This window comes from Algibacter sp. L3A6 (assembly GCF_009796825.1).
Taxonomy (GTDB): Bacteria; Bacteroidota; Bacteroidia; order Flavobacteriales; family Flavobacteriaceae; genus Algibacter.
Genome location: NZ_CP047030.1, coordinates 3,967,783 through 3,981,309 on the forward strand (window position 1 = coordinate 3,967,783; position 13,527 = coordinate 3,981,309).

General features: G+C 34.4%; 10 protein-coding genes and 1 tRNA gene. 2 read left to right on the forward strand and 9 right to left on the reverse strand.

The annotated features are described in order from the left end of the window. The first annotated feature begins 1 nt into the window (after position 1). Positions 2-1,162 carry a 3,4-dihydroxy-2-butanone-4-phosphate synthase gene (gene ribB, locus GQR98_RS16565; protein ID WP_394345336.1) on the forward strand — a complete coding sequence of 387 codons (1,161 nt, stop codon included), beginning with the start codon at positions 2-4 and terminating at the stop codon, positions 1,160-1,162. A 92-nt stretch (positions 1,163-1,254) separates the two neighbouring features. Here the strand turns inward: ribB and GQR98_RS16570 are convergent, their stop codons facing one another. Together GQR98_RS16570 and GQR98_RS16575 are read right to left on the reverse strand one after the other, a co-directional pair. Then, complete coding sequence (locus tag GQR98_RS16570) at positions 1,255-2,448, reverse strand: DegT/DnrJ/EryC1/StrS family aminotransferase (RefSeq protein WP_159020533.1); 1,194 nt, start codon at positions 2,446-2,448, stop codon at positions 1,255-1,257. Between the two features lie 149 nt (positions 2,449-2,597). Then, a complete protein-coding gene (locus tag GQR98_RS16575) occupies positions 2,598-3,227 on the reverse strand; it encodes an NAD(P)H-dependent oxidoreductase (protein ID WP_159020534.1) in 630 nt (209 codons plus the stop codon). Between the two features lie 253 nt (positions 3,228-3,480). Here GQR98_RS16575 and GQR98_RS16580 point away from each other — a divergent pair. Next, a tRNA-Ser gene (locus GQR98_RS16580) sits at positions 3,481-3,565 on the forward strand. 173 nt (positions 3,566-3,738) lie between these two features. On the opposite strand, the gene GQR98_RS16585 is transcribed toward GQR98_RS16580, so the two are convergent. The 7 genes from GQR98_RS16585 to GQR98_RS16615 all read right to left on the reverse strand — a co-directional run bounded on the left by GQR98_RS16585 (position 3,739) and on the right by GQR98_RS16615 (position 13,499). Further along, positions 3,739-4,173 carry an RbsD/FucU domain-containing protein gene (locus tag GQR98_RS16585; RefSeq protein WP_159020535.1) on the reverse strand — a complete coding sequence of 145 codons (435 nt, stop codon included), beginning with the start codon at positions 4,171-4,173 and terminating at the stop codon, positions 3,739-3,741. A 67-nt stretch (positions 4,174-4,240) separates the two neighbouring features. Beyond that, positions 4,241-5,011 carry an SDR family NAD(P)-dependent oxidoreductase gene (locus GQR98_RS16590; RefSeq protein WP_159020536.1) on the reverse strand — a complete coding sequence of 257 codons (771 nt, stop codon included), beginning with the start codon at positions 5,009-5,011 and terminating at the stop codon, positions 4,241-4,243. Between the two features lie 155 nt (positions 5,012-5,166). Next, the gene (locus GQR98_RS16595; RefSeq protein WP_159020537.1) at positions 5,167-5,877 is read right to left on the reverse strand and encodes a FadR/GntR family transcriptional regulator; all 711 of its coding nucleotides are present in this window, start codon (positions 5,875-5,877) and stop codon (positions 5,167-5,169) included. A 188-nt stretch (positions 5,878-6,065) separates the two neighbouring features. Next, positions 6,066-7,424: a RagB/SusD family nutrient uptake outer membrane protein gene (locus tag GQR98_RS16600; RefSeq protein WP_159020538.1), complete on the reverse strand. Its 1,359-nt coding sequence runs from the start codon at positions 7,422-7,424 to the stop codon at positions 6,066-6,068. Between the two features lie 10 nt (positions 7,425-7,434). Continuing rightward, a complete protein-coding gene (locus tag GQR98_RS16605) occupies positions 7,435-10,599 on the reverse strand; it encodes a SusC/RagA family TonB-linked outer membrane protein (RefSeq protein ID WP_233268031.1) in 3,165 nt (1,054 codons plus the stop codon). Positions 10,600-11,075: 476 nt separating this feature from the next. Next, positions 11,076-12,176 (reverse strand): polysaccharide lyase family 7 protein, encoded by a 1,101-nt coding sequence (locus tag GQR98_RS16610; protein WP_159020540.1) that lies wholly within the window; start codon positions 12,174-12,176, stop codon positions 11,076-11,078. 48 nt (positions 12,177-12,224) lie between these two features. Beyond that, the gene (locus GQR98_RS16615; protein WP_159020541.1) at positions 12,225-13,499 is read right to left on the reverse strand and encodes an Nramp family divalent metal transporter; all 1,275 of its coding nucleotides are present in this window, start codon (positions 13,497-13,499) and stop codon (positions 12,225-12,227) included. Positions 13,500-13,527 lie beyond the last annotated feature (28 nt).

Sequence of the window (13,527 nt, forward strand, 5' to 3'; positions counted from 1 at the left end):
AATGATTACAGAACCTATGAGCAAAGCTTCTAATCCAGATATTAAATTAAATACCATTCACGATGCTATTGAAGACATTAGAAATGGAAAAGTTATTATCGTTGTTGATGATGAAAACAGAGAAAACGAAGGTGATTTTCTTGCTGCAGCAGAAAAAGTAACTCCAGAAGTAATAAATTTTATGGCAACCCATGGTCGTGGATTAATTTGTGCACCATTAACAGAAACACGTTGTAAAGAACTTGATTTAGGTATGATGGTACGCAACAACACAGACCCTATGGAAACTGCCTTTACGGTTTCTGTAGATTTACGTGGTAATGGAGTAACTACTGGTATTTCGGCAGGAGATCGTTCTAAAACGATACAAGCCTTAATTGATCCAGATACAAAACCACATGACCTAGCGAGACCAGGACATATTTTCCCATTAGTTGCTAAAGAAGGGGGAGTTTTAAGACGTACCGGACATACAGAAGCTGCTATTGATTTTGCACGCCTAGCAGGTTTAGAGCCCGCTGGTTTTATTGTGGAAATTATGAACGAAGATGGTACCATGGCACGTTTACCACAACTGTTTGAAATTGCTAAAAAACACGATATTAAAATTGTTTCTATTGAAGATTTAGTGGCTTACAGAATGCAACACGACTCTTTAATTGAGAAAAAAGAAGATTTTGAAATTGAAACACGTTTTGGAAGTTATAGATTGCGAGCTTACAAACAAACTACAAATAACCAAGTACATATTGCTTTAACAAAAGGTTCTTGGACGGATGGTGAAGCGGTACCAACCAGAATAAACTCTACACTTATAAATAACGATATTTTAGGAACGCTTACTAACAACGTAGATGCGCAACTAGAAAACATGTTTAATGTTATTAATAAAGAAGGAAAAGGTGCTATTATCTTTATAAATCAAGAATCGCAATCGATGAATATTTTAAGCCGATTAGCTTTTTTGAAAGATAACCAAAATGGTGAATCGGTTACTAAGGCTCCAAAAATAAATATGGACAACCGTGATTTTGGAATTGGTGCTCAAATATTACACGATTTAAACATACATAAACTACTCTTAATTTCTAATACCGAACAAACCAAACGTGTTGGTTTAATTGGTTACGGTTTAGAGATTGTTGATTATGTGAAGTATTAATTTCACAAATTAATTGAACTAAAAAAGGCTTTAAATTTAAAATTTAAAGCCTTTTTTATGTTTGTGTTATTCTACTATATTGTATTTATAGCTTATAATATACTTTTAATGAGTTCTGCCATCTTATTTGCGCGTTCTTTAACTTCCTCCTCTGTCCATGAAAGTTTTATTAAACATGATATGTTTCTTGAAATATAATGATCAGATTTTTCGAATGTTTTTGTTTGAAGATACTCTAATCCTTCTTTTACTTCTTTAGAAATAGGAAACAACGATTTTAAATTCTTTAAATGATCCCATTTACGAATATAATGCCAGTTGTTATCAAAATAATTCCAACACGCATCTACTCCACTATTTTTAAAGGCTTCTATTACTTTTCTAGAAGTTTCTAAATCTGGTAAAAAGAAGTTTAAAAATGCGCAACTTTCTACACCTCCTTCTGGAACGGTTCTAAAAACAACTTCTGGAATGGTTGATAAAGCTTCACGTATAATATTAAAATTACGCCTTTGTATATCTAAAAACTCTGGTAAACGTTTTACCTGAGCTAAACCTACCGCAGCATGTAATTCTGATATTCTAAAATTGTATCCTAAAAAAGGATGTGTTTCTGCTCCTCTATCGCTACCAATATGATCGTGACCGTGATCACTATAATGATCGGCATTGGTATAATATTTCTCGTTATTAGTGATTACGGCTCCACCTTCTCCACAGGTTATGGTTTTTACAAAATCGAATGAAAAACATCCAAGATCTCCAACGCTACCTAATGGTTGTCCGTTAAAAGTTCCGCCAATGGCTTGGCAAGCATCTTCTACTAAAAGTAAGTTATGCTTTTCTGCAATAGCTTTAAGCGCATCCATATTTGCCATACTACCACACATTTGAACTACCATAATGGCTTTTGTTTTTGGTGTAATGGCTGCTTCTACAGCTTCTGGGTTTAAACCTAAAGTATCGTCAATATCTGCTAAAACAGGAATAGCACCAAGCATCATTATAGCTTCAAAACTAGCTACAAAGGTGAAGGTTGGCATAATAATCTCATCTCCTGCTCCAACACCTGCAGATCCTAAAGCGACCGATACAGCAGCTGTACCACTTGATACTAGTTGTACGTGTTTAGATTGAAAGGTGTTTTGTAGTTCGCTTTCTAAGGCTTTGGCTTTCCAATGCCCTTTACGCATACCATCGAAACCATAGCGCATTAAAACGCCATTGTCTAAAACATCGTTTACTTCTTGTTTTTCTAATTCTCCAAATAATTCGAATCCTGGCATATTATTATTGTTTTATCTTTTTATTCTATGTTGGACGGTTACTTCTGCGTTAGGGATTGAACGGCTTGTTTGAAATCCTTTTTGTTTTCCTTAAAAAACAAAAAGATTGAGTAGTGAAAGCCCGACCCTTGTGGTAACGCCCAAAGATATTAAATTTCTATAACGGTTTGGTTAATTGATTTTCTAACTTTTTTTAGGGTTGAAAACATATCGTCGTCGGCGCGATATCCTACAGGTAGGATTAATACGGATTTTAATCCTTTTTCGCCGAGTTTTAATATTTGATCATATTGTTCAGGTATAAAACCTTCCATTGGGCAAGCATCTATGTTTTCTATGGCGCAAACCGTCATGAGGTTACCAAGAGCAATATAGGCTTGGTTTTTAGACCAGCTTTGGCGTTGCTCTACAGTTTTTTTCTGCATCATACCTTGGAGTTGCTCACGGTATGGGTTTAAGATACTTTCGGGCGTGTTACGTATGGTTTTTATGTTGTTGTAATAGTCGATAACATCGCTATCTTCTATGTTTTCTTGAATGCATATTACTAGTAAATGCGAGGCGTTTACCACTTGGGGTTGATTGTAAGAATGCGGTAACAGGCTTTCGCGAAGTGTTTTGTTTTTTACAATAACTAAATTTAAGGTTTGTAAACCAAAAGAAGTTGCGGTTAAGTTAAAGGCCTCTTTTAACGTATTTAACTTTGCTGGTGTTAGTGTTTTGCTAGCGTCGAACTTTTTGGTTGCATAACGCCATTGCAACTGTTTTATAATATCCATTTAGTTTTACTTAATTGTTCTACAAAAGTAAGGTTTTATAAGTTTGTTTTTTTTGAATTAGCTAGGAAATGTTAGTGTTATGGGATTTGTTGATTTTTATTCAAAATTTATTTTTATTGTTTTAGTCTAAAAATGAATAGGTTATAAACTAGTTTTAAAAATAATTGAAAAAAACTTTATTTTTATTTGAATACATCGAAAAAGGCTCTTATATTTGCACCCGCATTCAGGGAATAACCTGATGAGGCACTCAGGAGAATTGGCAGAGTGGTCGAATGCGGCAGTCTTGAAAACTGTTGAGGGTTACACCTCCGGGGGTTCGAATCCCTCATTCTCCGCAAAAAACCTCGTAAGCTTTATGTTTACGAGGTTTTATTTTTTTATAGTGTTATATTAGGTACCGTAGGCTATTATTTAATACGGTTCTATATTAAAAATAGGTATATAAAAAACCCTCTACTTTCATTACTTAGTAGAGGGTTTCTATTTTTTATTATTGATTTTAAGACTTTTAAAAATTACTTTCCTCCTCCATTTTTACTACACCTACCGTTAATATTAAATTAGCGAAGCGACGTTGTTCTCCTGTTTGAATAATTAACGTGGTATTGGGATCTCTAATTTTATCATAGAACGTCCAACGTTCCATTTCATCCCAAGATACTTCTCCTAATAATTTTTTATAAGCATTGTGTATATCGGCATTTGCTTCGGCAGGCTTTTCCATAACTATTGCACCTTGAACTGGGCAAACTTCTAGTATGCCCTCCAGCACTGTTATAGCATCTAACAAGCCGGGTTTAAAGTTTAAATGCACAGTGGTTGAGTTTGGTCCCGTCATGGCGCCAACGGGTAAATTACCATCTGCAATTACTACTTGTGCAAAATGGCCCGAACGTGCCAACACCTCCATAATTGTTGGGTGTATTACTGGCGTTTTTAACATCGACTATATTTTACAACGATTAGTTATTTATACTTTTAGAGTTTAATCTTTTCAATTTTCAAAAGAACTACATATTGTAAACACCTCCATTAATGTCTAATGTCGCTCCTGTTATAAAACCATCGTACTCTGATGCTAAATATAAAACAGCTCTAGCTACATCTGCTGCATTACCAGCACGACGAATTGGAATACCTGAAATTGTTTCATCAGCCGATTCTTTCGTTGTGTGCGTATTATGAAATGATGTTCCAAGGATAAGCCCTGGAGCAACCGCGTTAACTCGAATTCCTAGTGGCCCTAGTTCTGTTGATAGCGCTCGAGTAAACGTTAGTATAGCGCCTTTACTAGTCGCGTAAACTAATGAACCTGGATGCCCGCCTTTACGACCCGCAAGTGATGCCAAATTAACAATACTACTATTAAGGTTTTTTGCTAAATAAGGTGCTGCAGCTCGCGTTACAAACATCATGGATGTCATGTTGATATCCATAACTTTATGCCAAAACTCAGCCTCCATTTCATTCAGCATTTTACGTGCTACAAGTGAACCAGCGTTATTAATAAGAATGTCTATTCCGCCCAGTACTTCTATTGTTTTATCAACTAGTGAATTTGCATGAAATTCTTTTGTTAAATCGCCACTGATAGCAACGGCTTTTTGGCCTTTATTTTTAGCGTATTCCACTAATTCGTTTGCCGTATCTGCACTAGAAAAATAGTGAATAGCAACATGGGCTCCGTTATCAATAAAGTGTTTAGTGATAGACTCTCCAATCCCTTGCGCCCCAGCAGTTATGAGTACGTTTTTTCCGCTTAATTTGTTATTTTTTATCATATTATTCTTATATTGATTGAGCTGATATTTTTAAAATTATCGCTTCATATATTTTCATTTTAATGTATTCAATACAAGTGCGGAAGTAGAAACAATAAAGATTTAAATCGTTTTTTTAGTCACGCATATTTGTTCTTTATTTTATTCTTTCAGTGTTAACTAACGTCGCAATACTCGTATAATAATTTAAAATGCTCTTTCATTCTTTTTTCGGCTAAATCTGGATCTTGATCCTCAATAGCGTCATAAATTTCGGTATGCTCTCTTATTCTCAATTCATCTAAAGTATCATAATCTTTATGGTACTTTTTAAAATCTACAATAATCTGAGGCGTTATACCAATCATAATTTCATTCATTGTAACATTTCCGCTTGCTTTTGCTATTGCTAAATGAAACAATAAATCTTCTTGAACTGCATCTTCTCTCGCCAATAATTTTGCCTTGTGAGCATTTAAGGCCTTCTTAATTCTTTTTAAATCGGCATCTGTACGTCTATTTGCAGCAAGCCTAACTGTTTTTAATTCTAGTAAAATTCTAGTTTCTACCAATGATTTGAAATTAGGAATACCTAGACTTAAAATATCTTCTACCATACCATTCATGGCGATAGTACCAATGTTTGCTACAAATGTTCCACTTTGTGGCATTGAGATTAATATCCCATATGATTCTAATTTAAGAATAGCTACCCTTACACTTCTTCGGCTAACATCAAATTTTTCAGCCAATACACGTTCTGCGGGTAATTTGTCTCCTGGTTCTAAATGCTTACTAGTTATTAAATCACTTATTTGAGAGATTAGCTTTTTAACAATACTAGTAATTTCTTGATTTTCATTTTTAGAAAGCACATTTATGTTCATATAAATCAAATTAAATTGGTACACCAGATTGGTTCGCGAAATTATTAAATTTATACCATTTACAAAAACAAAACATATTATATTCTGTATTAGAAAAATAAAAGGTTACCCTTCCCCTTCCACCCTCAGGTCGGGTAACCTAATACAACTAATCCAACACTAATTTCTTTTATTTATAATCTTATAATTTAATACCCCGTATTTTGAGTAATTACACCATTTGTAGCAGTAATTTCTGTACTTGGAATAGGGAATATATAGTAGTTACTAGAAATAGTTTGTCCCATTTCGGCATCCACAGTTCCTGTTCTAACTAAATCAAACCATCTATGCCCTTCCAAAGCCAACTCTACTCTTCTTTCTTTTTGAATAGCAACATCAACATCAGCTTGCGTTGTTGCAGTACCTACTAAAGAGGTTAACCCTGCTCTAATTCTAATAGCATCTAAACCTGCTAAAATAGTTGCAGATTGCGCTCCTGTTGCATTTGTAGATTCATTTAAAGCTTCTGCATACATTAGGATAACATCAGATAATCTCATTTCTATAAAGTCCTGATCGCTGTTACCTCCAGTGTACTTCACTCCTTTTCCAGCCGCGGCATCAATAGTTAAAGCTTTTCTTAAATCTGTACCTCCTCCAGCAGCACTACTAGCATCGAAAGCAGCTGTTAAACGCGGATCTAAAGGTGTAAGTGATTTTGTGTCATTTCCTGCAAACCATCCAACAAACGTAGATGAAGACGACGTACCATCGGCATTTGGAATTGAAGATGATAATTGAGTTGCAAAAATGATTTCTGAACTTACATCCGTAACAACATCAGCAAAATTAGGTTCTAAAGTTATTCCTTCAACTGCGGCATCGCTAATAACCGTTGCAAGCGTTGATGTTGCATTGGTATAATCACCTCTGTACATATACACTTTTCCAAGGAATGCTTTCGCTGCAATTTGAGATGCTCTACCTGTTGCTAATCCGGAATTAGTTAAACCTGCTATGGCATCTTGTAAATCAGGAATAATAACATTATTGTAAACATCGGCAATTGGTTGTCTTGTTAAATCTACATCAGGAATCTCTGACACGGATGGCTGAGGCGTTAGAATTACAGAAACATCACCAAAAATCATGACTAACTTAAAGTAAGATAATCCTCTTAAAAATTTAGCCTCATTGACTTGAGTAGCATCTAATGAATTTTCAATAACATTATTAGCACTTAAAATTGCTTTATACAAATTACTATAAACTGGGCTAAAAAAAGCTCCCGCCATATCGCCTCCTCCTAGATCGGAGTCATAAGTATCTATTGAAGTATGCGGATTTTCTAACATTAACATATTGTCTGCTCTAAAATCACCCATAACCAATTGCGGCATGGCAACGCCTGTTTGATAGTAATATGCTGCATTTAAAACCGGTTCGAACTCTACCAATTTACTTGCCTCTAAATCTAATTCAGGTGATTGTTCCAAATCATTATCACACGCTGTTAGCAACAACATAGCTGCTAATACTGTATATATCGTTTTTATTTTTTTCATTTTCTCTTAATTAAAAATTAACATTTACACCGAAAGTAAAACTTCTCACAATTGGACTTGCCCCTTCTTGGTATCCGTAAGTCGTTGGACCTCCATAACCATCGTTTTCAATTTCTATTCCTTCAGGGTTGAATGACGTATAATCTTTACCCATTACGTATAACAAATTGGTAGCGGCAAGATATACTCTAAGTGAACCAACACCCATTTTACTAATAAAATCTGGGTTAAGTGTGTATCCTATAGTTAGGTTTCTTAAAGCGATATATGATGCATCTTGAATCATTGAACCATGCACATCTCTGGTTTGTAAATAATGTAGCCCATTATTATCAGCAATACCATCGTTACCAGGATCAAAACTAGGTGCTGTAGCATCGCGAAAATGAGATTGCCAGTAAATAGGATCGATATTATATACTTCTGCGCCTTGAGATCCTTGAAATTGGAATGAAAAATCGAAATCTTTATAGTTCATATTACTTGATAAACCCCAATAAAAATCTGGAGTCGCAGATCCTAATTTCACATAATCATCTTCATAAGTAATTAGGCCATCTTCGTTTTGATCTACTACATAATGTACGCCACTAGTATATCCAATAGTTCTTGTAGGATCTTCAATATAAATAGATTCAACTAAACCTGCACTTTCATAACCCCACATTTCACCAAGTTCGCCACCCACATAGTTTCTAAACTCAGCACCTCTTCCACTTGGTCCTCCATAAATTTGACGTGGTAACTCATCAACAGAACCTAAACTTGCAATTTTAGTATCAACTGTAGATAAGTTGGCATTCATACTCCAAGTAAAACCATCGTTTTGGATGATATTTGCATTCAATTCTATCTCTACACCAGAACTTGTAATATCTCCACGGTTAAGTCTAATTGAAGGTGTACCAAGAACTTCTGAAACACTTTGATTGATAAGCATATTGTTAACATCAGAAGTGTAATAATCTACACTAACTCTAAAACGGTTATTTAAAAACCCAGTATCAATACCGTAGTTCGTTTCTTTATTAGTTTGCCAAGTTAAATCTGGATTTGTAACATCTTCAGGAATTAAAAAACCTGTTCCAAAAGCGGTAGGCGTCGTTCCTAAAATACTTAATGAACTATAAGAACCTAAATCTGAAGACGTACCTAAAGAACCTGTACTAAACCTAAGTTTTAATAAACTTATCGCTTCACTATCTTGTAAAAAAGATTCTTTATGTACATTCCATCCTAAAGATAACGCTGGGAATACTGCAAATCTTTCGTTAGGTCCAAAACGAGAATCACCATCTCTTCTAACTGATGCCGATAGTAAATAACGATCGTCGTAAGCATAAGCAATTCTTCCGAAAACACCACGTCTTGATTGTGTTTCATCTATTCTATTCGAAATAACATCTTCAGCATTAAAATAAGAATAGTTTAAAGGATAACCAACTGGTACATTAGTTCCGTTTGATGAAAGCCCCGTATATTTTGTATTTACAAATTCCAGACCTGCTACCGCAGAAATATCATGCTTATCAGCAAATAACTTGTTATAACTTAAAGTGGTTGTACTTAAAATGGTAGATTTTTTTATATCTGACATATCTAAACTAGATGAAGTAGAGCGCTGTTGACCATCTGATAATACACCGTGATATTCATACTCATTAACATCACGTAAATCTGCTCCAAAAATGGTTTTCACTTTTAAGCCTTCCATAAGCTCGTATTCTAAATAAGAACTTACATTACCATAAAGCGTTTTCTTATAACGTTGTGAATTATCGAATTTAGAAGCTACACCTGCATCTCCTGTTCCTCCAATACCATTTTGGTTTCTACCATAATGCCAATCGTTTACAACGTCTCCTGGTTGCAAATCATAAATGCTATGCGCATCATAATTTTGACTTAAATCTCCTCTATAATTACTGTCGAAAGACTGACCGATATTATTCCCAGTAAATCCTGAATCGAAAAGTGCTTGTCTCTTAGCATCCAATTGCTGAACAAAATCGATAGAGGCTTGTGTATGGTAAATAGGACTAATACTATAAGATCTTAAAAGGTCTCGCATTTCCCAAGGTACAATATCTTGGTTACCATAAAACCCATTCATACTTAATCCCGCTTTTAACTTATCGTTTAAAGTCGCATCAATATTCATACGTCCGTTATATCTTTCATAACCTTGCCCTTTTACAATACCATCGGTATTTAAATACCCAAGTGAAGCAAATGCTTTTATATTTTCAGACCCACCGCTTACACTAAAATCATGACTTGTTGAACTACCACTCTTAAAAAGCCAGTCTTCCATACTCACAACATCTGGTGCATTTGCGTATGCATCTAATCTGTATTCCAATAATCCTGGATCTGTTAAAGAAAGATCGTAATCACCGGTTTGTAATTCGTTAGCCCATTCTCCTGCAGTTTTAAGCATCTCGATATCCTTTACATACTTTCTTGAAGTGCTTGTATAGGCATTGTAGCTAAAATTTAGTTTACCAGATTTACCCTTTTTAGTCGTAATTAAAATTACACCATTTGCACCTAAAGAACCATAAATAGCAGCAGAAGCGGCATCTTTCAACACCTCTAAGCTTTCAATATCGTTAGGATTTACGGTTGCCAAATTTCCTGAAATAGGAAACCCATCTACAACAATTAAAGGATCGGAGTTACTTGAAAGCGAAGACCCCGCTCTAATTTGAACTTTTAAATCTGAACCTGGTTCTCCACTTTGATTTTGAATATTTACCCCAGGAAGTTTTCCTGCTAAGGCTTCATCTACACGTGAAGTTTGCACAGCAGCAACATCATCACCACCAATTTTGGCAACAGCTCCTGTAAGATGAGATTTTTTTGTAGTACCGTAACCAACAACAACAACTTCGTCTAGTTGTGCCGAATCTTCAGTTAAAACAACATTAAGCGTTTTTTGATTTGTTATGGTAATCGATTGCGAAACATAGCCTACATAGGAAAACAGAAGAACATCTCCGCTTTTAACATTAATTTGGTACCCTCCATCAAAATCTGTTGCTGTGCCTTTTGTGGTATTAGCCACAATAACATTAACACCAGGAACAGGCAAATTAGCCCCATCTGATACCGTACCAGATAATTGGTACCCGTCTTGTGCATATAATGATATATTGAATATCATTATTAACATTAAAAATAGTTTAGTTTTTAAATTCATTGGTTATTTTATTTAGTTAGTTAGTTAAATGCAACGTAAAACACATTGCTCTAGAGAAATTAATTAGATAATTTCTGGCACTTTGGCGGTCATAAATTTTTAGTTTAATTGTTACTTTTTTAAGATTAATAAAATTCAAATTATTGGTTCACCAAATTGGTACTCCAAACTGGTGTACCAAATATATATGAAAAAATTGTTATTGCAAAATATATTTTTAATATAATTACCTAAAAATCAGAGGATACTAAAACCTATCTCGTATTTACTATAAAAAGTTACGCGCACTAAAAACTACGAGTATATAAAATACCTCGTAAGCTAAAATTGTTGGAGTAGTCTTAATCGGCTTAAGTACTACTCCAACGTCTACTATATAACATGAATTAAGCTATCAATTAGTTTTAGTAGTTTTAAATTGATTAACAAATAATGATATTGTAAATTGTTTAATCATTTTTTGTAAAATAACCTTCGTTAGAAACAGCAGCATCACTTACAGATATACTTGCTGTTTTAAACCAAACTTCGGCATAATTTCCATCGGCATATTGTTTTTTAATATCACCACCATGAGTTTCTGCTCCCGAACACCAATTTTTATTGACTTCTGGAGATTTTCCATTGGTTTGATTGTAAGCGCCAAGTTTAAAAAAACAACCTTCACCTGTATAAGCTGCTTCACGTTCTACTCCATCTTGACCAATTGGTACAAATAGTTTTTGTGTTTGTTCAGGAATATCTGCAGCTGTTGAGTATTCCGATTCTATTAAGTTTTTTGTAAACGTTTTGGTTTCATGATCTTTACTTGTGAATTTCAAGTTCATCATGCCATCTTTAACTTCAATTTCATAACTAAATTCTTCACCTAAGGCAATACCATTTTTTGGTTCTTCAGGATATGTATTTCCTTCTGCACCAACAACTGAAAAGTCGTTACCCCAAACTGCCGTAGAATAATCCCATCTTCCAGAATTATCATCTCCTGCTGTATTGATTTCATAATGCCAAAACACGGAACCTTTTGTATGTCCTGGGAATTTTTTGTAGAATATTTTAAGTGGCTCGTTCTCATGTTTATCCGCACTATGAATTTGGCCCACAACAACCGCATGCGAAGCTGCGACCCTAGCATCACCCGTAGCAGATACATTCATTACTTTTAATGTTGCCGTCAATTTATCGTTAGCTGTTTTTGGGTACCACTTTTTTATTTGAGCTAATTCTGTTCTAGTATTATTCGAGGTTCCATGCGTATCTCCACCATTTGGTGCTTTAAAAACAATCCAATCATTTTTGCCATCATTAGCTGTGTAAAAGAAATCTTTGTTTTCAAAGTTATTTGCAATACCAACATTAGAACCATCTCCTAAAATTAATTTCCAATCATCAAAAAAAGGAATCACGTCACTAGCGTAAACGGTTTTTATTACTTCTTCTTTAATGGCTTCGTTATTCTCTGTTTTAGTTTCATTTTTACAACTATTTAAACTCAGAAAAAAACTAAGAATGACAAGCGTAGCTCCTGTTGATATGTTTTTTGTATTCATTTTAATATTGTTTAGTTTAGTTTAGTTTTATTGGTACTCAATTAAGTATTAGAAATATTCTAAAAGTGCGATGATCCCGTTATATGAAATCACTAAAGAAAAGAACAATGCCGCATACAACCCGATGTAAACGCCTAAGCTCGTTTTATAATCTTTCATGACTTTTTTACTGCTTAACATAAGAATAATACCAAGCACAACAATTGGTAACACAAATACATTAAATACTTGAGATAGAATTTGAATTTCAATAGGGTTTGCTCCAAATGCCGGACCAATTAGAGCCACCATACAAGCTACAGCAGTTATTATTCTAAATTGACGCGAATTGGTATCTAATTCTCCCGATTGATAATCTGCAATTAGTAATGGCGCTATTAATAAACACGGAAAAATAGAAGATAAACCAGCGCTTAATGCACCAAAAAAGAAAATAGAAACGGCCCACTTACCAGCAACAGGTTCTAGCGTATTTGCCATATCTAAAACTTGTGAAACCTCTTTACCTTGATAAAATAAAGCTCCTGCTGCTACTGCCATAATAACGCCACTAATCACAAATATTAAAATGGCTGCGGTAATAGAATCTTTTTTCTGTTGATCCAAATTTTTAATAGTCCAACCTTTTCCTTTTACAAAGAGTGGACGAGATAGAAATGTAGCCGAAGCCATAGTGGTTCCAACAAACGCTGCAACTAGCATTTTACCGCCAGGAACATCTGGTATAGTAGGTAATAAACCTTTAACTACATCTATAGAAAGTGGCTGTACAAAACATAATGATAACACAAATGATAGCCCCATTAAGGTTACAAAAACAACCAATATTTTTTCAAAAAACGTGTACTTACCAACGAGCGTTAATAAGTAAAAAATAACAATGATTACAATGGCCATTATTAAAACAGTTTCATATCTATAAGCACTTAATCCTTCAAAATTAATAGCTAATATCTCATAAATAATGTTTGATGAAATCCCTAAAATTCCCATTAATGAATTCCACTGTCCAAACGTGATGCCAACAATAATTAATATGGCTAAAGTTTTACCAAATTTTAGGTGTTTTTTAAATCCGTAAAGCGCCGTTTCATTGGTAATCAATGCATAATTACCATAGGCAAACATTAAAACGCCCGAAAAAATACAACTAATTAAAAGCACCCATAATAATTGCATATTAAATTTACTTCCTGCAACAATCATGGACGTTACGCTACCGGTACCTATGGTATAACCGATAGCAAAAATACCTGGACCAAAGCCCAAAACTATAGCTACAATTTTTTGTAATAAAGATTTCTTCTCTTTTAATTCAGACATTATATTTAGTTTAGTTTGGTATATTTAG